Genomic DNA, 23,806 nt, shown 5'->3' on the forward strand with positions numbered 1-23,806 from the left:
CTATTGTTCGTGGTCCGCCGTCGCGCGATCAGCCGTAGCGTCCGCCCGTGACGTGCAGCACTTCGCCGCTGATGAAGCCGGCGCGCTCGCTGGCGAGGAACGCCACCGCGTCGGCGATGTCGTCCGGCCGGCCGACGCGCTTGATCGGCTGGGCCGCCACCGCGCGCTCCTTGATCGTTTCGTAGGTCGGCAGCGCCTGCACCATTTCCGTTTCCATGAAGCCGGGCGCCACGCAGTTCGCGGTGATGCCGTAGCGGCCTTCTTCCATCGACAGCGCCTTGGCCATGCCGATCAGGCCGGCTTTCGCGGCGGAGTAGTTGGCCTGCGTCGGGTTGCCCAGGTGCGCGCGCGAGCTGATGTTGATCAGCCGGCCCCAGCCCTGCTCGATGAAGTGCGGCATGACGGCCCGCGCGGCCAGGAACGCGCCCTTGAGCATCACGTTCATCACGAAATCCCAGTCGTCCGCGCTCATCTTCACCAGGTACTTGTCGCGCGGCGCGCCGGCGTTGTTCACCAGGATGTGCACGCCGCCGAAATGCGCGACGGTTTCATCGACGAGGCGCTGCACGTCGGCTTCGCGGGTGATGTCGCCCACGATGCAGTGCGCGGCCAGCCCTTCGTCCTGCAGCGCCTTCGCGGTGGCCTGCGCCAGCTCGGCGTTGATGTCGGTGATGACGACGCTCGCGCCTTCCTGCGCGAGCCGGCGCGCCGTGGCGGCGCCCAGGCCGCGTGCCGAGCCGGTGACGATGGCGACTTTGCCGGTCAAACCCAGATCCATGTGTGTCTCCTGAAGAATTGCGATTCAGCGCAGGTCGACCCGCGCGTTGGTCAATACCACTACGTTGCGCTCCACGGCCGTGACGCGCAGCGAAACCGTTTCACCGCGCACCCACATTTCGGTGCGCAGCGTGTCGCCGGGCCACGCCGGCGCGGTGAAGCGCACGCGCATGCCCGCGAAGCGCGTGTTGTCGTAATCGAGCACCGTGCGCAGCACCGCATGCGCGGCCACGCCCATCAGCGCCATGCCGTGCAGGATCGGGCGCGGAAAACCGGCCGCGGATGCCACCGCGGGATCGGCGTGCAACGGATTCAGGTCGCCGCTCAGGCGATAGATCAGCGCCAGCTGCGCGGGCGTGGCCAGTTCGCACACGTGGTCGGGCGCGCCGTCGGGCATCGTGTGCGGCGTCGGCAGCGCGTCGGTGCTGCCGCCTTCGCCGAAACCGCCGTCGCCGCGCAACAGGCTCAGTTGCACCACGGTCGCGAGCAGGCGGCCGGTATCGGCATCCGTGATGTCGCGCGTCTGCTGCAGGAACGCACCCTTGTTTTCGCCCTTGTCCCACAGGCCGGAGATGCGCGTCGTGCCCGTGACGCGGCCGCTCGCCGGCAGCGGCGCGTGAATCCGGATTTCCTGTTCGGCGTGCAGCAGCTTTTGCCAGGTGATGCCGGTGTCCGGTTCGCGTGCCCAGAAGCCCGGGTACGCGAGCACGTTCGCCATCGTCGGCAGCGCGCGCAGCGACTCGCCTTCCTTGCCTTCGTACACGTAGCGCAATTGCCCGACGTCGAGCGGATCGGCGCCGAGCCCGAGGCCGAGTGCGTAGAGCTGGGTATCGTGCAGCGAGTACGCATGCTCGATGGGCGGAAAGCGGCGGGACAGCAGGTGATCGGGCTGGAGCGGCATGGTGAATGGCGTGGCGGTTGATTCGAGTCCCTACGATGGAACCGTGCCGATCGCCGGTCAACGCATCCGCGAAGTTTGTTCCGTACCTTGGCAGATGCCCGGCCCCCAGGGTCGCCGGCCCCAATCCCCGCCTTGGCGACGCGATTTCATTTCCCGGAACGTTTCCGGCGGCGCAATTGTTTCGTGCCGGCGCTCGGCGCAGCATTTCGACGTTTTCTTCACCTTTTTTCAGGCGTACCGACATGATTCGCGATCAAGAAACGCTCAACGGCCTGCTCGACTCCATTGCCCGCTTCGTGCGCGAGCGTCTCGTGCCCAACGAGGAGCAGGTGGCCGAAACCGACGAAATTCCCGAGGACATCGTCGCCGACATGAAGGCGATGGGCCTGTTCGGCCTCACCATTCCGGAGCGCTTCGGCGGGCTGGAACTGACGATGGAGGAAGAGGTGCTCGCGGTGTTCGAGCTGTGCCAGGCGTCGCCCGTGTTTCGTTCGCTGCTGGGCACCACCGTGGGTATCGGTTCGCAGGGCATCCTGTTCGACGGCACGCCCGAGCAGCAGGAGCGCTACCTGCCGCGCCTCGCGACCGGCGAGCTGATCGCGTCGTTCGCGCTGACCGAGCCGGAGTCCGGCTCCGACGCGGCGTCGCTGCGCACCACGGCCATCCGGGACGGCGACGACTACGTGGTCAACGGCACCAAGCGCTTCATCACGAATGCGCCGCATGCGGGCATCTTCACGCTGATGGCGCGCACCAATCCGGAGGACAAGGGCTCGGGCGGCATCTCGGCGTTCATCGTCGACGCGAAGACGCCGGGCATCAGCTTCGGCAAGCGCGACAAGAAAATGGGGCAGAAGGGCGCGCACACCTGCGACGTGATCTTCGACAACGTGCGCGTGCCGGTGGCCAACCTGATCGGCGGGAAAGAGGGCCAGGGTTTCAAGACGGCGATGAAGGTGCTCGACAAGGGGCGTATCCACATCGCCGCGGTCTGCGTGGCCGTGGCCGAGCGCATGCTGTCGATGGCGTTGTCGTATGCGATGGAGCGCAAGCAGTTCGGCAAGCCCATCGCCGATTTTCAGCTCGTGCAGGCGATGCTCGCCGACAGCAAGGCCGAAATCTATGCGGCGCGCTGCATGGTGGTGGACGCCGCGCGCCGGCGCGACGCGAAGCTGCCGGTGAGCACCGAGGCGTCGTGCGCGAAGCTGTTCGCGTCCGAGATGTGCGGGCGCGTGGCCGATCGCGCGGTACAGATTTTCGGCGGCGCGGGCTACATGGCCGAATACGGCATCGAGCGGTTCTATCGCGACGTGCGGCTGTTCCGCATCTACGAAGGCACGACCCAGATCCAGCAGCTGGTGATCGCCCGCAACATGATCCGCGACGCACAATGATGCGCCGGGGCACTGATGCGGTGAGCGGCTTCGGAACCGGCAACGACGCGCGGCGGTGCGGTGCATCGCGCGCGCCGGACGACCATGCGGCGGACGGCCGGCACGCGCCCGAGGCATCGGGTGCGAACGGTACGCGGCGCGTCGAGGTGAACTGGGCGTGGGCGACCAGCAGCGCCCACTACGACTGGATGGATCACGCGCCGCACTTCGATCATCGCGACTGATCCCCATCGGGCCCGTTTCAGGCCCTTTATTCGTCGCACGCTTTCCCGCCCGTTTCGCCGCCCATCGGCCGGGCACCGGCCAGCGGGCCCACGCGCCCGCGCGCCGGCTCGCGGCCGGTCGTCTGAATACCATTCGCCGTCGCGACGCCGATTGCGGCGGCCCGAAAGTGTGACAACAATGCAGGTGGCCGCAAGCGGGCCCGATGCAAAGCGAACGAACGCCGGCGCGCTCCGCGCACCGACCGGCAACTCGATCTGGCGGCGGATGGATCGCGTCGACAGGTTTCATTCAACCTTCAACGATTCATGGCTGCCGTGACTCCAACCCCCATCCAGTCCATCCTGATCGCGAACCGCTCGGAAATCTCGATTCGCGTGATGCGTGCCGCCGCCGAGCTGAACATCCGCACGGTGGCGATCTATTCGAAGGAAGACCGCCTGGCGCTGCATCGCTTCAAGGCGGACGAGAGCTACCTGATCGGCGAGGGCAAGAAGCCGCTCGCCGCGTATCTCGACATCGACGACATCCTGCGCGTCGCGCGGCAGGCCAACGTCGACGCGATCCACCCCGGCTACGGCTTCCTGTCCGAGAACCCCGGGTTCGCGCAGGCCGTGATCGATGCCGGCATCCGCTGGATCGGCCCGTCGCCGGACGTGATGCGCACGCTCGGCAACAAGGTGGCCGCGCGCAACGCGGCGATCGCCGCAGGCGTGCCGGTGATGCCCGCGACGGCGCCGCTGCCGGACGATCTTGCCGTATGCAAGGCGCTGGCCGAAGAAGTCGGCTATCCGCTGATGCTGAAGGCGAGCTGGGGCGGCGGCGGACGCGGGATGCGCGTGCTCGAGAACGAGCGCGACCTCGAGACGCTGCTGCCCGTCGCCCGGCGCGAGGCGCTGGCCGCGTTCGGCAACGACGAGGTGTATGTCGAGAAGCTCGTGCGCAATGCGCGCCACGTCGAGGTGCAGGTGCTCGGCGATACGCACGGCACGGTCGTGCACCTGTACGAGCGCGACTGCACGGTGCAGCGGCGTAACCAGAAGGTGGTCGAACGCGCGCCGGCGCCGTACCTCGATCGCGACGGCCGGCGAGCGCTGTGCGAGTCCGCGCTGCGCCTGATGCGCGCGGTCGGCTATACGCATGCGGGCACCGTCGAGTTCCTGATGGATGCGGACACCGGCCAGTTCTACTTCATCGAGGTGAACCCGCGCATCCAGGTCGAGCACACGGTGACCGAGATGATTACCGGCATCGACATCGTGAAGGCGCAGATCCGCATCACCGAAGGCGGGCGGATCGGGCTGGCGGAGGATGCAATCGATGGCGACGGCACGATCGTCGCGCGCGCGGCCGGCGTGCCGGAACAGCACGCGATTCCGCTGAACGGCAACGCGCTGCAATGCCGGATCACGACCGAGGATCCGGAGAACGACTTCCTGCCCGATTACGGGCGGCTCACCGCGTATCGCAGCGCGGCGGGCTTCGGCGTGCGGCTCGATGCAGGCACGGCCTACGGCGGCGCGGTGATCACGCCGTACTACGACTCGCTGCTCGTGAAGGTGACGACGTGGGCGCCGACCGCGGCCGAATCGATTCACCGGATGGATCGCGCGCTGCGCGAGTTCCGGATTCGCGGCGTCACGTCGAACCTGCAGTTCCTCGAGAACGTGATCAACCATCCGGCGTTCATCGCGGGTGAGGTGACGACGCGCTTTATCGACAGGACCCCTGAACTGCTCGAATTCGCGAAGCGCGGCGACCGCGCGACGAAGCTGCTGCGCTATCTCGGCGAGCTGAACGTGAACGGCAATGCCGAGATGAGCGGCCGCACGCTGCCGGCGCTGCCGCTGCAGAAGCCGGTGCTGCCGAAGATCGATACGGCGGCGGCGATCCCGGCCGGCACGCGCGATCGCCTGCGTGAGCTGGGCCCGGAGAAATTCGCGCGCTGGATGCTCGACCAGAAGCAGGTGCTGCTGACCGACACGACGATGCGCGATGCGCACCAGTCGCTGTTCGCGACGCGCATGCGCACGGCCGACATGCTGCCGATCGCGCCGTTCTATGCACGCGAGCTGCCGCAGCTGTTCTCGCTCGAATGCTGGGGCGGCGCGACCTTCGACGTCGCGCTGCGGTTCCTGAAGGAAGACCCATGGGAGCGGCTCGCGCTGCTGCGCGAACGCGTGCCGAACATCCTGTTCCAGATGCTGCTGCGCGGCTCGAACGCGGTCGGCTATACGAACTACGCGGACAACGTCGTGCGCTTCTTCGTGCAGCAGGCCGCGAGCGCGGGCGTCGACGTGTTCCGCGTGTTCGATTCGCTGAACTGGGTGCGCAACATGCGCGTGGCGATCGATGCGGTGGGCGAGAGCGGGATGCTGTGCGAAGGCGCGATCTGCTACACCGGCGACCTGTTCGACACGTCGCGCTCGAAGTACGACCTCAAGTACTACGTCGGCATCGCGCGCGAACTGCAGCAGGCCGGCGTGCATGTGCTCGGCATCAAGGACATGGCCGGCATCTGCCGCCCGCAGGCCGTCGCGACGCTCGTGAAGGCGCTGAAGGAGGAAACCGGGCTGCCCGTGCATTTCCACACGCACGACACGAGCGGCATCGCCGCGGCGTCGGTGCTCGCGGCGGTCGAAGCCGGCTGCGACGCGGTGGACGGCGCGCTCGACGCGATGAGCGGCCTCACGTCGCAGCCGAACCTGTCGAGCATCGCGGCGGCGCTGGCCGGTAGCGAGCGCGATCCTGGCCTGAATGCCGACCGTCTGCACGAAGCGTCGATGTACTGGGAGGGCGTGCGCCGCTACTACGCGCCGTTCGAATCCGAGATCCGCGCGGGCACGGCCGACGTCTATCGCCACGAGATGCCCGGCGGCCAGTACACGAACCTGCGCGAGCAGGCGCGCTCGCTCGGCATCGATCATCGCTGGACCGAGGTGTCGCGTGCCTATGCGGACGTGAACCGGCTGTTCGGCGACATCGTGAAGGTCACGCCGACGTCGAAGGTGGTCGGCGACCTCGCGCTGATGATGGTCGCGAACGATCTCGGCGTGGACGACGTGCGCAACCCGGACAAGGACATCGCGTTCCCCGAGTCGGTCGTGTCGCTGTTCAAGGGCGAGCTGGGCTTCCCACCGGACGGCTTTCCGGCGGCGCTGTCGCGCAAGGTGATCAAAGGCGAGCCGCCGGCGCCGTACCGCCCGGGCGACCAGATTCCGCCGGTCGATCTCGACGCGGCGCGCGCGCAGGCCGAGGCCGCTTGCGAGCAGCCGCTCGACGATCGGCAACTGGCGTCGTACCTGATGTATCCGAAGCAGACCGTCGACTACTACGCGCACGTTCGCGCATACAGCGACACGTCGGTGGTGCCGACGCCCGCGTTCCTGTACGGGCTGCAGCCGCAGGAGGAGGTGGCGATCGACATCTCGCCGGGCAAGACGCTGCTGGTATCGCTGCAGGGCCAGCACGCGGATGCGCAGGACGGCATCGTGAAGGTGCTGTTCGAGCTGAACGGCCAGTCGCGCTCGGCGCTGGTCGAGCAGAAGACGGTCGTGCACGCGGGCAAGGAGCGCCACGGGCTGCAGCGCGCCGATCCGGGCAATCCGCTGCATATTGCCGCGCCGATGCCGGGCTCGGTGGTGACGGTGGCCGTGCAGCCGGGGCAGCGCGTGACGGCCGGCACGACGCTGATCGCGCTGGAGGCGATGAAGATGGAAACGCATATCGCGGCGGAGCGCGACTGCGAAATCGCGGCCGTGCATGTGAAGCCCGGCGAGCGGGTTGCGGCGAAGGATCTGCTGATCGAGTTGAAGGGAGGGGACTGAGGTGTGCCGACTGCACGATGAATTTGGCTGATGTCGTGCAAGGGGGGCGTGCGCTGCTGCGCGGATCGGTGACGCATGCCCGAATGGCCGGGTGAGCGGTGCCGGCACGTAGCGACATGGGCCGGGCACCTCGATCGGTTCCTTTCTCTCAAGCCAGGTGGTAACGGCTCCCGCGTGGAGCTGTTACCGCGCTTTTGCTCCAGTCACGGCGGCTGGCCAGCGCCCGCTCGTCTTTAACCGCTGCAAGCGCACCTTCGCGTTGAACGTCGTTGAGTGCGTCCATCGCGTTCTCTTCATCACGGTCTCGATGGCTTTGTCGGCACGATCGCCAGCCAGGGAACCGGGCGCTCCGCTTATCCGGTTGTCCGCATCTGTGCGGCCACCCCTGCATCCATCGCGAATTCCATTATTTGTGCGCGCGCTATCCGTTTTGATGCGTGCGTCATATCCATAGAAGAAATGACTGCAACGGGGCAGTCGTGCGTTCTCCATAATCGAAGACGCATGTGAAATTGCCTGCCCGTTCGACACTTCTTCACGACAGCTTTAATCCGGTGAGCCCGGCCTTTCGCGAGGTCGAGTTCGATGTCTCATTTCCTTTCGATTTTCGACCGATGACGAAGGATACGAAAGTGAGCAACGTACGCATTGATCAGATTGCCTTCCTGACAGCGGGAAATTACCCCGGCGAAGACGCAGCGGAGGGATTCGAGCGGGCGCTCGACCTGTTCCGCGCGGGCGAAGCGCTCGGCTACGACGGTGCCTGGATACGGCAACGTCATCTCGAGCGCGCCGTCTCGTCAGCTACCACGTTTCTCGCGGCGGCGAGCCAGCGCACGACCCGGATCGAATTGGGCACGGCGGTCATCCAGATGGGCTACGAGAATCCGTTTCGGCTGGCCGAGGATCTCGCCACCGTCGACGTGCTCTCGCGCGGGCGGCTCAATGTCGGACTCAGTGCGGGCGCGCCGATTCACGGGGCGCTGCTGGGCGAACGCCTGTTCGACACCGATCCGGAGCTTGTCGACTTCTCGCATGCGCGCCTGGCCCGGCTGCGCCGCAATCTCGCCGGCGACTGGCTCGGTGACGAAGATACGTTCGTGGAATCGGCCGCGGGCAAGGTCAGGCCGCGCGTGAGCCCCTTTGCACCCGGCTTGACGGGGCGGCTCTGGTACGGCGGAGGTTCCAGGCGCTCGGCCGAATGGGCCGGCCGGAACGGATTCAACCTGCTGATCGCCAACGTGACCACGGGCGAGGGCACCGACAGTCATCTCGACGCCCAGTTGCGGCAACTGGAGCTGTATCGCGACCATTGGCATGAAGCCCACGCACCGCGTATCTCGCTGGGGCGTGTGATCGTCCCAACCGACGGCGCGAGCGCGAAAGAGCGCGAACGCTATCGCCAGTTCGCCGACGCGCGTCATGCCCGCACGCTTGCGCCACAGGGCGAGCGACGCACGCTGTACGCGCCGGATCTCGTCGGCACCTCGGACGAAATCCTGGAGCGGCTGCTCGCCGATCCGGTGGTCGGGCAGGTGCGGGAACTGCGCGTCGAGTTGCCTTACGACCTGCCATTCGAGAACTATCTGCAGATCCTCGATGATGTCGTGACGCGTATCGCACCGGCACTCGGCTGGCGCCCCGCCGATCGGCGTGAACCGGCGGCGGCCTGAGCGGCGGCGCGTAGGCGCGGCAGCGGAGCGAACACCGCGCCGGATCGCATCGATTTCATCATTCGCGCCGTACCACGTCCTGTCGCGCGAGTCGGTCGCGGTGGCCATCGACTGACCGGGCGTCTGGTATGCATCGCTCGCGGGCCAGCGCGCGAACGGGCCGGATCAAATGCAGGCGGGTGTCGACGCGGTTGCCGGATACCCGTCTCCCTGCTCGACAAGGCGCGCGGATTCGTCGTCGACGCCGTCCGAGCGAAGCCGGGTGACACGACTATTTCAAACACGGTCAACACGTCATGCGCTCCGCTGTCGTCATCGGAAGGCCGACCTGATTCGTCCCGTCCGGGGTACGTAGCCGATCCGATCGGGCATCCGCGGATACCTCGTTGCACGTGTTGCCATCGCGCGAGCGGGCTCAACCAACCGCGTAACGCGAAAGGGCGTCGATCGATTGCCGGCACCGACGGAATCGGTGTCATGTTCCGTACTTCGATTGCGTTCGGCGCATGCGCTCCGTCTCGAACAGATCGCCCACGCCCGATCCTTTACCCAAAGCCCGCTATCACCGTTTCCGCCGATATTCCAAAGTACGGAACATATCGTCGCTGCAATTTGACTCGACTCCCGTTGGCTCGTGTAATGCAAGACATCGGATGGCTGCACGTCGCGGGCAACCGGTACACGCAGTTCATGGCCGCTTTCAGAGCCGAATCGAGACAAATGGAGCAATCGATGTCGCCGCAGGCAACCCGGGCAGCGCCGCGCATGTCAGCGCAGGAAGACGCGAATTGGCACGACGCGTCGATCGGAGACGGCGAGAGCCAGGACGGCGGGCACGCGTCCCGCGCGATGGTCGTGCCGCTCGCGCGCAGCCTCGCGATCCTGGCCGCGTTTTCGCCGCACGCGCCGTGGCTCGGCAACCAGGAGCTCGTGAGCGAAACGGGCATCCCGGCCCCGACGGTGTCGCGGATGGTGCGCTCGCTCGTCGCGCTCGGCTACCTTCACTATTCGCCACAGCGCCGCAAGTACCGGCTGGCGGCACCCGTGCTGTCGCTCGGCTATGCAGCGATCGCGCATTCCAACGTTCAACTGCTCGCCCGCCTCGAAATGCAGGCGTTCGCGAACGCGAACGAAACCTATGTGATGCTCGGCACGCGCGACCGTCTCGACGTGATCGTGCTGGAAACGTGCGCGGGCAAGCCCGCATCGGTCGATCTCAAGCTGCACGCGGGCACGCGGCTGCGCATCGCGTCGTCGCCGATGGGCTGGGCGCTGCTGGCGGCACTGCCGGAGCTCGAGCGCTTCTACCTGCTCGGCAACATCGAACGCAAGACCGGGCGCGACTGGCCCAATCTGCGCCGCCGCATCAGCGAAGGCATTTCCCAGGTGCACAACGTCGGCTACTGCATGTCGCTCGGCGAATGGGAGCCGGACCTGACGATTCTCGCTGTGCCGCTGGTCGTCCAGGATCACACGCCGCTCGTGCTGGCCTGCATCGGCCGCAGCGCGCGGCTGGGGCGCGCGCGGGTCGAACGGGAACTCGGGCCGAGGCTCGTCGCGGCCGCGCAGCACTTGCAGGAGCAGGCAGTCGTGATCGACTGACGCGAACATGAATACCACCGACAAGCAACAGGGCGTCACGCTGACCGTCGAACGCGGGCTCGAAGTGCTCCACGCATTTCGTGCGGCCCGCGCGCCGTTGTCCAACGCGGAGCTGGTGCGGCGCACCGGTCTTCCAAAAGCCACGGTGTCGCGCCTGACGACGACGCTGATCTCGATCGGCTATCTACGCCGGGTGGGCGGCGGGCGCCAGTTCGAACTCAGCGCCGGTGCATTGAGCATCGGCCATGCGTATCTCGAAGCGAATCCCGTCACGCGTCTCGTCACGCCGGTGATGCAGAAGCTCGCCGACAAGCTGAACCTGTCGGTGGCGCTGGCCGTCCCGCATCGACTCGACATGGTGTACATCGCATGGCGCGCGAGCGCCCGGATCGCCACGCTGCGGCTGGGCGTCGGTTCGCTGTTGCCGATGGCGTCGACCGCGGTCGGGCGCGCATATCTGTACGCGCTGCCGGATGCGATGCGCGAGCCGCTGATCGCCGCGCTGCTCGAAGCGGCCGGCGACGATGCAGGCACGGTGCGCGAGAACCTCGAGGCGGCGTTCGAGGATCTGCGCCAGACGGGCGTCTGCATGTCGGTGGGCGAATATCAGCGCAATGCGTATGGCGTCGCGGTGCCGATCGTGGTCGGCCGTACCCGCACGCTGATGGCGCTGAATTGCGGCGCGGTGGAACTGGAGCCGGACATGGCGGCGATCCGCCAGCGCGTCGCGCCCGAACTGAAGACGGCGGCGGAAACGCTGTCCGTGATCCTGAGCGATATCGACTGCGAGCCTTGATGCGCATGTCATGAGGTCGTGCACCGGCGGCATCCGCAACGGTGCGCAATCATCTAACTAATGGTAGTTACTTTGACGTATTCGGTGTTTCCGAAACGAGGAGAAGTGGACGATGGTTGGAGTGAACGACGTTCCCGGCCCTGCGCTGGCGATCGTGCAGGCCGCGTGGAACGCGGCTGCGCAAGACTGGAATCCGGACGCGCTGGCCGGGGTCTACACGGCCGACGCCTTGTTCTTCGGCGGGCGTCCTGGCCACTCGACCGGGCCTGACGCGATACACGCGTACTTCGCGTCGTACGCCGGCGTGATCCGGTCGGCGACGCTGGAACTGGTGGAGCAACACTTCATCCGGTTCGGCGACGACTGCTTTCTCGCGCAAGGCTATGGCGAATTCGCGTTCGTGCTCGGCGACGGCAACACGTCGCGCTCGCGGTTGCGCACGACGCTCGTGATCGCGTCGCAGGCGGGCGAATGGAAGATCCGCCAGCATCATTTCTCGGCGTCGCCGGAGACGCCGCCGATCTGACGTGCATCGCCGATGCGGCGCGTGCCGCATCGGCCGGGACTCAAGCGGCGCTAACGTGACGCATCAGGAACGCCTCGGCGGCCTCGCCGAACACGTCGTTGCGATCGCCGGCGACCATGTGGCCCGCGGCGGCGACGTTCACGTATTCCGCGTGCGGGCAGAGGTCGAGAAATTCGCGCACGCCTGCTTCGCTGACCACGTCCGAACTGCCGCCGCGCACCAGCAGCGCGGGCAGCGTCAGGTTGCGTGCGCAGGCCGAGAAGCGGGCGTGACGCGCCGGCAGGTCGATCGTGCGGGCCAGGAACCGCGGGTCCCAGTGCCAGTGATAGCGGCCGTCGTCGCCGAGCCGGACGTTCTTCGACAGGCCGGCCGGATTGCCCGGGCGCGTGCGGTTCGAGCGGTAGCGGCCGATCGCATCGGCGACTTCGTCGAGCGAGCCGAACCCGTCGGCGTTCTGCGCCATGAAGGTGCGGATGCGCGCGACGCCGGCCGGCTCGGTGTACGGCACGATGTCAACGAGAATCAGCGCGCGCGCATCGACCTGGCGCTCGCCGATCGCGACGAGGCTCGTGCCGCCGCCGAGCGATGCGCCGATCAGCGCGGGGCGACGTCCGCCGAGCGTGGCGACGATCTGGCGCAGGTCGCGGACGAACGCATCCTGGTCGTAGTCGCCGTCGGCGCTCCAGTCCGAGTCGCCGTGTCCTCGCGCGTCGTACGCGAGCGCGTAGTAGCCGGCGTCGGCCAGACGTTCGCCCGTGCCGCCCCATGCGTGGCGCGTCTGGCCGCCGCCGTGCAGCAGGATGACCGGTGGCGCGTCCGGGTGCCCCCACGTATCGCCGGCGAGCCGCACGCCGTCCGTGCCTTGCCACAGGTGCATCGGATCGGGGGTGCCGGGAAGCCGGCTGCCGGATTTCGTCGGGGCGGGGGTGAACGGGGTGGTCGATGGATGCATGGGCGTGACGACGGGCGGCTGAAGAGGAAAGGCGGGCGGATCGGGCAGCCCGGCGATGCTTCAAACTTCGCCGGTGCGGTTGTGAGTGTCAACGTGCGCAAGCGCGCCGTTTCGTACAGTGACGCCGCGCGCGGCATGTGGCCCGGCGCGCATGTCGAGGGTGACGTCGCGCGAGACGTCGAGCGTTTCCGCTTCGAGCAGGAGATTCAGGCAATCGTGGCGATGACGACGCGCGCCCGGCGAGCCGGCCGACGGCAACCCGATGCGCTGGTCCGCCTGGTGAAATTCGGCTACCCTCTCGAACATTAGTTTTGTACCGGATGGCGGTGGGCAAGAGGATCAGGCAGTATCGCGGGAAAACGGCGCGCGCCGCCGCAGGCCCCGGTTCCGCCGACGCGGCACGCGGTTTCCTCATTCATCTAGATGCTTGATAACAGACGGCTGATACACGAACGTGCGTAAGAAAAATGTAAATCCCAGCGCGGATACGCGGGAAACCTTGTTGCGGCTCGCCGCGCGTTCCTTTGCGACGCAGGGCTATGCAGCGACGACGATGCGTTTCATCGCGGACCAGGCGGGGATCGAGGCGGCCAGCATCTACTATCACTTCTCGTCGAAGGAAGAGCTGGTGGACGTCGTGATGGAGCATGGTGCGGAGAGCATCGTGCAGCACATCAACGAGCACTTCGCCGCGCTGCCGCCCGGTGCGACGGCCGACGCGCGCTTCAAGGCGGCGCTGATCGGGCAGATGAGCGCGCTGATCAAGTTCGGCGACTACGCGCTCGCGCACAGCCGGCTCCTGACCCAGCTGCCCGACAAGGTGCGGGAGCGTCAGGTCAAGCGGCGCGAGCGGCATCAGCAGCTGTGGACCGCGGTGTTCGACGACCTGCGCGCCGAAGGGTGGCTGCGCGAAGACGTCGACGACGCGCTGTGCCGCGTCTTCGTGCTCGGCTGCATCAACTCGGTCCAGACCTGGTTCGATCCGAAGAAAGGGTCGCTCGACCATGTCGCGGATCAGCTCGTCAGGATGTTCTTCGAAGGCGTACAACCGGCCACGAAAACGCCTGCCGCGAAGGCGCCCGCCGCGAAAACGCGGCGCGGCAGCCGCAAGACGGAACTCGCCGCATCCTGACTTCGCGCCAGCGGTAGCGGCCGCCCTGTCAGGCGGCCGCGTTCATCAGCAGCATGGCCGGGTCGTGCGCGGCCTGGCGCGCAAGAAAACGCAGCACGACATGGGCGAACAGGTCGTAGTGTTCTCCCGCGACCGTGTGCCCGGCATCCTGCACATCCGCATATTCGGCGTGCGGGCACAGCTTCAGGAATTCGCGCGCGCCTTGCTCGCTGACGATCTCCGACGCTTCGCCGCGCACGAGCAAAGTCGGCAGCTTCAGGCGGCGGGCGCTCGCCGAAAAGCGTGCGTGGCGGCGCGTCAGGTCGCGCGGCCACGCGAGAAAGAGCGGGTCCCAATGCCACCGGTATTTGCCGTCGTCGTAGCGCAGGCTGCGGGTCACGCTTTCCTGCGACAGCGCATGAGCCGGAAGCGAACGATAGCGGCGGATCGCGTCGGCCGCTTCGTCGGGCGACTCGAAGCCTTCCGCGGGCTGCCGCATGAACGAATGCAGGCGTGACGCACCGTCGGGTTCGATGTGCGGCGTGATGTTCACCAGCACGAGCGCCTGCGCGTCGAGATACCCTTCGCCGACGGCGAGCAGGGCCGTGCCGCCGCCCAGCCCCGCGCCGACGAGGATCGGCCGCCGGCCGTCGAGCGTGGCGACCACCCGTTCGAGATCGCGGATCATCGCGCCCTGGCTGTAGTTGGCGGTCAGCGACCAGCCCGAATCCCCGTGGCCCCGTGCATCGAACGCGATCGCATGAAAGCCCGCCGCGCCGAGCGAGCGGGCCATGCCGGCCCACGCGTGGCGCGTCTGCCCGCTGCCGTGCAGCAGGATGACGGGCGTGCCATCGGGGTCGCCCCATGCACTGCCCGCCAGTTGAATGCCGTCCCTGGTCTGCCACGTACGCGGCGTGCCGGTCAGGCAAGCCGCGCGTGTTCCCGTCGTCGTCGAAGTGTTCATGATCCGTTGCTTCCCGCGTTGCGATGCCGCGCCGCGCTGAAATCCACCTGTATGCGCATAAGGTCGCGGCCGCATGCAGCGGGGTCAATCGGGATCGACGAAACGTTCCGTACTCCGGTCGAATTGCGCTTGATCAGAACTTCTTGTTGATCCCGACGATGCTGCCGATGGTCGTGCCCCGCGCGCCGAACATCGCGTTGTCGATCGACAGCCCGGTTTTCTCGGTGCCGCGGTTGTTCGCCGCACCGATTTCCCAGTACAGCGACGTCGCTTTCGACAGGAAATACCGGGTCGTCAGTGCGCCCATGATCGAGCGATTGTTCGAGTCGTGCGGGTCGCGGATGTACCACACGCCCGAGTTGATATCGACCTGCGGAACCGGGTAGTAGTCGAAGCCGAGATTCCACACGTTGTTGGTGCCGCCGTTCACGGCGTCGCCGACGATCGTCGTGGGCACCTTGTAGCTGGTGAACGACCCCTTCACCGTGATCGGGCCGAAGCTGTAGCCCGCGCCGATCATGCGCCCGAGGAACGGCTGCTGGAACGTCGTGAGCGTCGGGGTGCTCCTGCCCGAACTCGAGTCGTACATTGCCGCGTTGATGAAGAGCCCGCGATACGCGTAGCGCAGGGCGACCGAATATTGCTGCCCCGCGCGAAAGTCACCCGCGACGCCGCCGGGCGCAACCATCGCGTGGGCGGAAAAGCCCGCGATCTGCGGGCTCGTATAGGTGATCGCGTTGGGATTGAACGTGCCCACGAACGTCTGGTCGGCATAGACCGAGAACGCGGTGCCGAACTGCCCGGCGTTGCGCGGGTCGGATTCGTAGATCGCGAGCACGAACGGCGAATACTGCACGCCGGCCTTCAGTTCGCCGTAGCGGCCGTTGAGTGCGATCCACGCCTGCCGCCCGAAGAAGTTGCCGTTGCTGTTGTCGTAGCCGCCGTTGGCCACGCTGAAGCCGTTTTCCATCTTGAAGGTCAGCTTCATCCCGCCGCCGAGGTCTTCCTGCCCGAGCAGGCCGAAATTGGATGGTTCCAGCCCGCCGTTGATCAGCCCGAACTGCTTGCCGCCGTTGCCGCCGGTCGCCGCATTGCGCGTCTTGCTGGTGTACAGGAAGCCCGTATCCAGCGTGCCGTAGAGCGTGACGCTGCTTTGCGCCCAGGTCCAGGCCGGCAGGATCGAGATGCCAAGCACGAGGATCGTCTTTTTCTTGAGGCGGCCGGGCAAGGGGCGAACATTCATTTCGGTATCCGAATCTAATGGGTGACTGGAAGGGAGTCGCTTCTGGTGCAATCGGTGCTGCCTCGAACCGTGTACAAGCCTCCGGCGGCGGTGGCCGGGACCGCGTGGGATTTAATCTAACGTTCGGTAGAGTGAATGTCGGAACATTGAATCTCCATTGGGTCTAACCCGCATCGGATTCGCGTCTGATCGAACGCATGAGTCGACGTGTTCCGTACTTCAGTTCATGATCGACACGGAAAAATATGGAAAATAATTCGCCATGCGTAGTAATTTTTATCCGGCATCGATGATGGAGGCGGGGTTTGATCAATGTCGTTCGAGAGCAGTCGAGCGTGACGACGTGTTGTCGCGTTTCGTCGAACGGAACGACACATTCTGACGAATGCGCCTTGATCGGATTCATGGCATGAATCCGGGTCGAAAATGTGTTGCCGAATATTTCTTGCGCGGATCGTACGGACGAGTTCGGGCACGACAAGTGCCCTGTTCGCGGTGTCGATGAGGAAGGTGCCGGACGGCGTCTTGCGGGAGCGACGTGCGAAAGATGCCGATCTATCCGCGCGAGGCGAGGCGGAATCGAAGAGCGCAACGCGACAGGCGCGCTGCGCATATCGAACGCGCAAGTGGAATGGCCACCCCGGAAAGGGCGGCCGGCGACGCCAGGGTCGCGCTGAGGTTGGCGACTTCGTGCGGCTGGCCCACGCGGCTCATCGGCAGCATGGGCCTGGTGTTACGAAATGCCGGAACGGCAAAGGCGTACGCTCAGCCGGCCGATCGTGCCCGCGCGCCGTCCCGGCCGGAATCGGGGCCGAGCATGCGCATGATCGATGCGACGTCGTCCGCACGCTCGAGCGTGAAGACCGCGTCGATCACATCGTCGATCCGGCCGGCGGGCAGCACGTCCTCGACATTGCGGCGGAACTTCGCGATCAGCTCGTCGTCGGTCATCAGGCTCGCCGGGTCGGGCGACGGGCTGCCTTTCGGGTAACGCCGCTCGTCGACGAACGTCCGGCCGCGCGCGGACACTTCGATCTTCGCCGGCCGGCTGGCGGCGTGGCCGGACAGCAGTTCGACGTAGTTCGGATGCACCTCGTGCGTGACCTTGTCCATCAGCGCCATCACGGACGGCCCGAAGACGAGCGCGGGATCCTGCCATGCCTTGCCGGGCGGCGGCCGATGCGCGCCGAGCGCGAGGCCGTGCGCGATGCTGAACTGCGCATCGTGAACGTGTTCGATGTTCCGGTTGAGCCACACGGGCTGCTCGACGAAACCTTCGACCCACGCCTTGATGCCGGTGATTTCATGCGGCGCGATGTCGTTCGTTTCGACGATTTCAGTGAGGCCGTCGAGCAGTGCGTGAAGAATGCGGCAATGCGGGTAGGGTTTGAACGCCTGTTCGGACGGAAAGCGCCAGTCGGTGCCCAGCGCGTCGGTGATGTGCTGCGGCTCCCAGCGTTGCGTGCCGATGAAGCGCGGGAAGCCGTACTCGCGATCGTCGAGGATCTGCGTGTCGCCGCGATGGCCGAGTTCGGCCATGTGCGCGGCCGTCATCGCCGCCTGCGTGAGCGCGCCCGCAAGCAGGTACTTGATCGTCGAGCTCGGGGCGTGCTGAAACCATGCGACCTGCGAATTCACCGGCGCAATGCTGCCGGCGATGCCGAGCGCGTTCGGCAGCACGGCGGGCGCCAGCGCCTTCAGCCTGACGATCGCGGCGGTCGCGCCGAATACGGTGCTGCTGTAGCCGTACACGGGCGGCGGCGCCACCTTGCCGTCGCGCGTGTCGCGCAGGTAATCCATCGCCTTGCCGATCCGGTACGACATTTCGTGCGACAGCGCGATCGCCTCGATCAGCGCCCGGCCGCTCGCGTGCGACGTCTCCGCGACGGCGAGCGCGCCGGGCAGCACATACGGCGTCACATGGCCGGGCGGCACGACGGCATCCATGTCGAGCGCGTTGATGAGTTCGCCGTTCGCGAATGCCGCGCCGGACATCGACACGCGCTCGCCGGTGCCGATGATGGTCGCGTCGCCGTGGCCGCCCGTCAGCCGCGCATAGTCGATGCCGATGCGCCCCTTCGGTTCGTCGACGGCGGCAACCGCGCAGCCGATCGAGTCGAGCAGGATGCGCTTGCACGCATCGACGACGGGGGCGGGGAGCTGATCGTAACGGGTGCCGGCGGTGAAGTCCGCGAGCTGCTGGATGATGGTGTCAGGCATGGTGCGGTGGTCCTGTGGGAGAAGCGGTGAGGCGCGATGCGATCGCAGCGCGTCGTGCGTTTGCTCGGATCATTTAGTCGCGTGTGCGTCGCCGTTCGCAATGCCCGTATTCAAAGCGTTCCATCCTTCGAAAATTTCGTGCAGTGCAACGTGCGGGCTACGGGGATTCCCTGATGGGAAATACGCCGCGGGAAAATAGAATAACTACTGTTTGTTAGGTAAAGCAATACGGCGACGCGCTCTCGCATTGCTCCGGGCGTTGCGTTTCAACACGGATTTCTTCCTCCGGCGGGCTCGATGCATGAGCGCCGCCGCTTCAACACGATTCCGGGCCACGCATGCAATACGAGAGCGAGTTCGGTCAGGAATCGATCGACGCGTACACGCAGACCAAGTCGATCATGCTGCGCATGTGATTTTCACCAACCAGAACAGAACGAAATTGAAGGAGACGCCAGTGAGCGTAAACATTCCGGGCTTCATCGACGGCAACAAGAAACTGCTGATCGGCGGCCAATGGGTCGAGCCGGTGGGCGGCGAGCATATCGAGGCAATCAATCCGGCCACCGGCGAGGTGCTGTGCCACATCGCGAAGGGCGGCACGCAGGACGTGGAGCGGGCGGTCGCGGCCGCGCGCCGCGCGTTCGAGGGGGCGTGGAGCCGCTTCACGCCGCATGAGCGGCGCAAGCTGCTCCTGCGCGTGCACGACGTCATTCTCGACCACTTCGACGAGCTCGCGCTGATCGAGACGCTCGACATGGGCGCGCCGCTGGCGCGCACGCGCGGCTACAAGGAATGGCTGTCGCAACTGCTGCAGTTCTACGCGTCGCAAACCGGCGCCGGCACGGTGCAGGCCGCGCCGATGTCGATCGCGCCCGGTTTCACCGCGCTCAAGCACCTGATGCCGGTGGGCGTGGTCGGCGGCATCATCCCGTGGAACGGCCCGCTGATGGGGTTGTGGTGGATCTACGGCCCCGCACTGGCCACCGGCTGCACGGCGGTGCTCAAGCCGGCCGAGGATGCGTCGCTGTCGTCGCTGCGCGTGTCCGAACTGATGATGGAAGCCGGCGTGCCCGACGGCGTGATCAACGTCGTGACCGGCTACGGCAAGGACGTCGGCCAGGCGCTGGCCGAGCATCCGGACGTTGACCGGGTGGCCTTCACCGGCTCGGTGGGCACCGCGCAGGCGATCGTGCGCGCATCCGCAGGCAACCTGAAGCGCCTGCAGCTCGAACTCGGCGGCAAGTCGCCCGACATCGTGTTCGCCGATGCCGATCTCGACAAGGCCGTGCCCGGTGCGGCGATGGGCGTGTTCACCAATACCGGCCAGGTGTGCGTGGCCGGCACGCGGATCTTCGTGCAGCGCGCGATCCACGACGAATTCGTGCAGCGCATTGCCGCGTTCGCGAAGACGATCCGGATCGGCGACGGCCTTGCACCCGATACGCAGATCGGCCCGCTGATTTCGCAGCGCCAGCTCGAGCGCGTGATGCACTACGTCGACATCGGCGGCAAGGAAGCCACGCTCGTGCACGGCGGCCGGCGCCCGGGCGGCGAGCTGGCGCGCGGCTATTTCGTCGAGCCGACGGTGTTCGCCAACGTGCGCAACGACATGACCATCGCGCGGGAGGAAATCTTCGGGCCGGTGGCGTCGGTGATCCCGTTCGACACGACGGAGGAGGCGCTGCAGCTGGCGAACGACACGCCGTACGGCCTGGCCGGCGGCGTGTGGACCAGCAGCCTGTCGACCGCGCACAAGGTGTCGCAAGGCATTCGCTCGGGCACGGTCTGGGTCAATTGCTACGGCGTGATCGACCCGGCCGTGGGCTTCGGCGGCACGAAGATGAGCGGCTACGGATGGAAGGGCGGGAAGGAGCACGTCGAAAGCTTCCTGTATCCGAAGGCGACCTACATCAACCTGGGCTGAGCCGGCGCGCACGCGCTCGACCCCGTTGCAAGACAATCAGGAGACAAGGACATGAAAGGCGTCGTGTTCAGAGGCGAACGGAAGCTGGAGATCCTGGATTTCGACGACCCGGTGCCCGGCCCCGGCGAGGCCGTGATCGAGATGAAGGCCTCCGGCATGTGCGGCAGCGACCTGCATTTCTATCGCAACAAGCCGGCCGACGTGATCCGCTCGCTGGGCTTCAAGGATCTCGCGTCGCGCGGCATGTCGGAGGACACGCCCGTCATCGGCGGCCACGAGCCTTGCGGCCAGATCGTCGCAGTCGGCGCGGGCGTCGATCCGCGCGCGTTCAAGGTCGGCGATCGCGTCGCGGTGTTCCACTACGAAGGCTGCCTGCATTGCGACCACTGCCGTACCGGCTGGACGCAGATGTGCAGCCATGGCGCGGACATTCACGGCGTGATCAAGCACGGCGGCCACGCGCACTACATGAAGGTGCCCGCGACGTCGCTGGTCCATTTGCCCGACGAAGTATCGTTCGCCGCCGGCGCGGCCATTTCGTGCGGCACGGGGACGGCCTGGGGCGCGCTGCTGCGCCTCGACATCAGCGCGCGCGACACGCTCGCGGTGTTCGGGCTGGGCCCGGTCGGTTTGTCTGCGGTGCAGCTGGCCGCGGCGATGGGCGTGGAAGTCATCGGCGTGGACATCGCAGCCGATCGCGTCGCGCGCGCCACGGAATTCGGCGCAACCCACGTGATCGACGGCAGCACGCAGGACCCGGTCGAGGCGATCCAGAAGCTCACCGGCGGCCTGGGCGTGACCTGCGCGATGGACTGCGCGGGCGGCGAAGTGCCGCGGCAACAGGCGGTGCGCAGCACGCGCCCGTGGGGCCGCATCGCGCTGGTGGCCGTGGGCGGCAACCTCAACGTCGACGGCATGAAGGACGTGATCGGCAAGCAGCGCACCATCATCGGGTCGTACACGTTCTCGGAAGTCAGCATGAAGGAATGCATCCATTTCGTCGCGGATCACGGCGTGGACGTCGACAAGCTGTTCACCGACTACTGGAAGCTCGACCAGGCCGACGAAGCGTATCGGACGTTCGACGCACAGTCGGGCGGCAAGGGCGCGTTCCTGTTCTGACCGCTCGCGCCGGCCGGAACCTGATACCCGGGCATGTGCCGGGACACCCCATTTCGAATTCGACTCTCCAGGAGCAATTCATGACCAGTACCCACGAGAACCGGCCCGTCGCGCCGGACAACTGCCCGCCGCTCGAACAAGCGGTGGTGCGCTTCATCCAGGAACTGAAATACGAGCATCTCGACGCGCATGCGCACGCCGGCATCAACCGGCTGATGCGCGACCAGATTGCGTTGCAGGTCGGCATCTCGAAGCTGCCGTGGTCGATGCAGCTGCTCGACTATGCGAAGGCCCAGCAGCGTCCGGGCAACAGCCGCGTGAGCGCGTCGGCGCTGACGATGAGCGCGGCGGACGCGGCGTTCGTCAACGGCTCGTACGGCCACGGCTTCGAGTACGACGACGCGCACGGCCCCAGCTACAGTCACCCCGGCAGTTGCGTGATTCCTGCCGCGCTCGCGATCGGCGAGGAGCTGGGTTCGTCGCTCGAGGACATCATCGTCGCGATGGTAGCCGGTTATGAGGTGTACGCGAGCATCGGCATGCTGGCTGCCCCCGAGTTGCTGCAGCGCGGTTTCCATCCGCATGCCACGCTGTCCAATTTCGGCGCGGCGGCCGTGGCGGCCAAGCTGCGTGGCTTCGATGCCGAAACGACGCTGCACGCGCTGGCGATTGCGCTGAGCCACGTGTCGGGCACGACGGAGTACACGTCCACCGGCGGCTCGATCAAGCGGATCCATGCGGGCATCGGCACGCGCAACGGGATGGCGGCGGCCGACATGGCCCGCGCCGGCATCACGGGCCCGCGCGCGTTCCTGAGCGGCAACAAGGGCTTCTTCCGCACGTTGCTGCAACGCCCGGCCGGCGACGCGGCCGAACGGCGCTTCGTGATCGACCGGCCGTTCGAGATCGGCACGGTGTGGCTGAAGGCGTACTGCGCGTGTTACTGCACGCATGCGTACATCGACGCGCTGCGGCCGTTCGCGGCGCGCCGCGACGAGATCGCCGACATCCACCTGAAGATCACGCCGCATTTCAACGTCGTCGTCGGCACGGCCAACGCCAACGCTTACGAGCCGAAGAACATCGAGCACGTGCAGTTCAGCCTGCCGATCCAGGCGGCGTTCACGCTGCTGGGCCACGGCAATGGCTATCCCGTCCATCGCGACTACCTCGCCGGCAAGGTGGACATGGCGCCGGTCATCGAGATCGCGCGCAGCATCCGCATCACCGAGGAGCCCGCGCTCGAAAAGCAGTATCCCGGCAAGTTCGTGGCCGACGTGACCGTGACGTTCAAGGACGGTCGCACCGAGCACGTGTTCGTCGGCGACCCGATCGGCACCGACACGAATCCGATGCCCGAGCGCGAGCAGGACGCGAAGTTCATGGACCTGACCCGGGACGTGCTGGGCGCCGAACGGGCCCGGCAACTGCTGACCGCGCTGCGCGAGTTGAACCCGGCGATGAAGGCCGCCGAGCTGACCCGCATGTGGGCCGTCGAGCGCTGATCTGATCGGAAACTTGGCCGGGAGGCGCGCAAGCGTCTCCCGATTCAAGGCGGCTCAAAAAGATGGGCGGCGTTCGGATGCCGGACGCCGCCCATGTCTTTTTCCCATATCCGGCTACCTGTCGGAACGGCCGGCCTGCCTGGTGCGAGGCAGGCCGTCGAAGTCGCGGATCGTGCCGCGTGGCGCCTGACTATTTCCGCGTGCCGGCGACGATCGCCTCGGCTGCGCGGATCACCGGGAGATCGACCATGCGGCCGTCCAGCCTGAATGCCGCGCCGCCGTGCTTCGCGGCTTCGTCGATTACGCGGCGCGCCCACGCCTGCTCGTCTTCCGAATAGCCCATTGCATCGTTCACGCCGGCGACCTGGGCCGGATGGATGCACAGCTTGCCGCTGAAACCGAATGCGCGAGCGCGCCGGGCATCGGCCGCGAGGCGCTCGGCGTCGTCGGTGCGCGTGGTCACGCCGTCGATCGGCGCGGGCAACTGCGCGCGGCGCGACGCGGCGACGAGCGCATTGCGCGCGAAGGCCAGCTCCGGCTCTTCGGGTGTCGCGCGCATGCCGAGATCGAGCTGGAAATCCAGATGCCCGAACGCGACGCGCACGACCTGCGGGTCACGCGCAAGCGCGTCGGCCGCATCGAGCCCGGCCAGCGATTCGATCAGCGCCACGAGTTGTGCGCGCTCGCCGAGCTGCTCCGCGACGCGGCGCAGCGCGCCCGCGTCTTCGGACTTCGGCAGCATCACGACCACGCCTTGCGTGGCCCAGTCGCGCAGCAGCGCGATGTCCGCGTCGTGCCATGGCGTGCCGACCGCGTTCACGCGCACGACGGTGCGCGATCGCTGCTCAGGCGTCAGCAGCGGCAGGTGCTGCGCGAGTTGCGCGCGTGCGTCGTCCTTGCTGTCGGGGCCGACGGCATCCTCGAGGTCGACGATGATGCAGTCGGCGCCCGAGTCGAGCGCCTTCGCAAAGCGCTCGGGGCGGGTGGCCGGCACGAACAGGAGACTGCGCGCGTGACGGACGGGGGAGACGGGCTTGGACATGG

Annotated in this window: 19 protein-coding genes; 12 read left to right on the forward strand and 7 right to left on the reverse strand. The window is 66.8% G+C overall.

Translation table 11 applies throughout. The features are described 5' to 3' along the window. Positions 1-28: 28 nt before the first annotated feature. Complete coding sequence (gene fabG, locus G3O06_RS05925; RefSeq protein ID WP_174967038.1) at positions 29-778, reverse strand: 3-oxoacyl-ACP reductase FabG; 750 nt, start codon at positions 776-778, stop codon at positions 29-31. Positions 779-802: 24 nt separating this feature from the next. After that, positions 803-1,678 (reverse strand): MaoC family dehydratase, encoded by an 876-nt coding sequence (locus G3O06_RS05930; protein WP_205815387.1) that lies wholly within the window; start codon positions 1,676-1,678, stop codon positions 803-805. A gap of 242 nt (positions 1,679-1,920) precedes the next feature. Here G3O06_RS05930 and G3O06_RS05935 point away from each other — a divergent pair, with 242 nt between their 5' ends. The 7 genes from G3O06_RS05935 to G3O06_RS05965 all read left to right on the forward strand — a co-directional run bounded on the left by G3O06_RS05935 (position 1,921) and on the right by G3O06_RS05965 (position 11,718). Then, on the forward strand, positions 1,921-3,072 hold the full coding sequence (locus G3O06_RS05935) for an acyl-CoA dehydrogenase family protein (protein ID WP_205815388.1): 1,152 nt from the start codon (positions 1,921-1,923) through the stop codon (positions 3,070-3,072). Between the two features lie 20 nt (positions 3,073-3,092). Beyond that, positions 3,093-3,296: a hypothetical protein gene (locus G3O06_RS05940; RefSeq protein WP_205815389.1), complete on the forward strand. Its 204-nt coding sequence runs from the start codon at positions 3,093-3,095 to the stop codon at positions 3,294-3,296. Between the two features lie 306 nt (positions 3,297-3,602). Next, a complete protein-coding gene (locus tag G3O06_RS05945) occupies positions 3,603-7,121 on the forward strand; it encodes a pyruvate carboxylase (RefSeq protein ID WP_205815390.1) in 3,519 nt (1,172 codons plus the stop codon). Positions 7,122-7,735: 614 nt separating this feature from the next. Further along, positions 7,736-8,794: an LLM class flavin-dependent oxidoreductase gene (locus G3O06_RS05950; RefSeq protein ID WP_174967238.1), complete on the forward strand. Its 1,059-nt coding sequence runs from the start codon at positions 7,736-7,738 to the stop codon at positions 8,792-8,794. 639 nt (positions 8,795-9,433) lie between these two features. After that, positions 9,434-10,396, forward strand: coding sequence for a helix-turn-helix domain-containing protein (locus G3O06_RS05955; RefSeq protein ID WP_241019540.1), 963 nt, complete (start codon positions 9,434-9,436; stop codon positions 10,394-10,396). Positions 10,397-10,403: 7 nt separating this feature from the next. Beyond that, on the forward strand, positions 10,404-11,192 hold the full coding sequence (locus G3O06_RS05960) for an IclR family transcriptional regulator (RefSeq protein WP_174933286.1): 789 nt from the start codon (positions 10,404-10,406) through the stop codon (positions 11,190-11,192). Between the two features lie 112 nt (positions 11,193-11,304). After that, the gene (locus tag G3O06_RS05965; protein ID WP_174967034.1) at positions 11,305-11,718 is read left to right on the forward strand and encodes an SgcJ/EcaC family oxidoreductase; all 414 of its coding nucleotides are present in this window, start codon (positions 11,305-11,307) and stop codon (positions 11,716-11,718) included. A 40-nt stretch (positions 11,719-11,758) separates the two neighbouring features. On the opposite strand, the gene G3O06_RS05970 is transcribed toward G3O06_RS05965, so the two are convergent. Then, a complete protein-coding gene (locus G3O06_RS05970) occupies positions 11,759-12,670 on the reverse strand; it encodes an alpha/beta hydrolase (protein ID WP_205815391.1) in 912 nt (303 codons plus the stop codon). Between G3O06_RS05970 and G3O06_RS05975 the strand changes: the two genes are divergently transcribed. Both G3O06_RS05975 and G3O06_RS05980 read left to right on the forward strand, forming a co-directional pair. Beyond that, the gene (locus G3O06_RS05975) at positions 12,665-12,979 is read left to right on the forward strand and encodes a hypothetical protein (protein WP_205815392.1); all 315 of its coding nucleotides are present in this window, start codon (positions 12,665-12,667) and stop codon (positions 12,977-12,979) included. The genes G3O06_RS05970 and G3O06_RS05975 overlap by 6 nt on opposite strands. A gap of 145 nt (positions 12,980-13,124) precedes the next feature. Then, positions 13,125-13,802 carry a TetR/AcrR family transcriptional regulator gene (locus tag G3O06_RS05980; RefSeq protein WP_346779488.1) on the forward strand — a complete coding sequence of 226 codons (678 nt, stop codon included), beginning with the start codon at positions 13,125-13,127 and terminating at the stop codon, positions 13,800-13,802. A gap of 28 nt (positions 13,803-13,830) precedes the next feature. Here the strand turns inward: G3O06_RS05980 and G3O06_RS05985 are convergent, their stop codons facing one another. The 3 genes from G3O06_RS05985 to G3O06_RS05995 form a co-directional block, all read right to left on the reverse strand. Then, positions 13,831-14,745, reverse strand: a complete 915-nt coding sequence (locus G3O06_RS05985) for an alpha/beta hydrolase (RefSeq protein ID WP_205815393.1) — start codon at positions 14,743-14,745, stop codon at positions 13,831-13,833. Positions 14,746-14,878: 133 nt separating this feature from the next. Further along, positions 14,879-15,988 carry a porin gene (locus G3O06_RS05990; protein ID WP_205815394.1) on the reverse strand — a complete coding sequence of 370 codons (1,110 nt, stop codon included), beginning with the start codon at positions 15,986-15,988 and terminating at the stop codon, positions 14,879-14,881. A gap of 765 nt (positions 15,989-16,753) precedes the next feature. Then, positions 16,754-18,208, reverse strand: coding sequence for an MmgE/PrpD family protein (locus tag G3O06_RS05995; RefSeq protein ID WP_205815395.1), 1,455 nt, complete (start codon positions 18,206-18,208; stop codon positions 16,754-16,756). A gap of 457 nt (positions 18,209-18,665) precedes the next feature. On the opposite strand from G3O06_RS05995, the gene G3O06_RS06000 reads away from it, so the two are divergent. The 3 genes from G3O06_RS06000 to G3O06_RS06010 all read left to right on the forward strand — a co-directional run bounded on the left by G3O06_RS06000 (position 18,666) and on the right by G3O06_RS06010 (position 22,762). After that, complete coding sequence (locus tag G3O06_RS06000; RefSeq protein WP_346779489.1) at positions 18,666-20,135, forward strand: aldehyde dehydrogenase family protein; 1,470 nt, start codon at positions 18,666-18,668, stop codon at positions 20,133-20,135. A 51-nt stretch (positions 20,136-20,186) separates the two neighbouring features. Then, positions 20,187-21,257 (forward strand): zinc-binding dehydrogenase, encoded by a 1,071-nt coding sequence (locus tag G3O06_RS06005; protein WP_205815397.1) that lies wholly within the window; start codon positions 20,187-20,189, stop codon positions 21,255-21,257. Positions 21,258-21,337: 80 nt separating this feature from the next. Then, positions 21,338-22,762, forward strand: a complete 1,425-nt coding sequence (locus G3O06_RS06010) for an MmgE/PrpD family protein (RefSeq protein ID WP_205815398.1) — start codon at positions 21,338-21,340, stop codon at positions 22,760-22,762. A 190-nt stretch (positions 22,763-22,952) separates the two neighbouring features. Here G3O06_RS06010 and G3O06_RS06015 read toward each other — a convergent pair whose 3' ends face one another. Beyond that, complete coding sequence (locus G3O06_RS06015) at positions 22,953-23,804, reverse strand: CoA ester lyase (RefSeq protein WP_205815399.1); 852 nt, start codon at positions 23,802-23,804, stop codon at positions 22,953-22,955. Between the last annotated feature and the right edge of the window lie 2 nt (positions 23,805-23,806).

The organism is Burkholderia sp. Ac-20345 (genome assembly GCF_017104825.1).
Classification (GTDB): domain Bacteria; phylum Pseudomonadota; class Gammaproteobacteria; order Burkholderiales; family Burkholderiaceae; genus Burkholderia; species Burkholderia lata_B.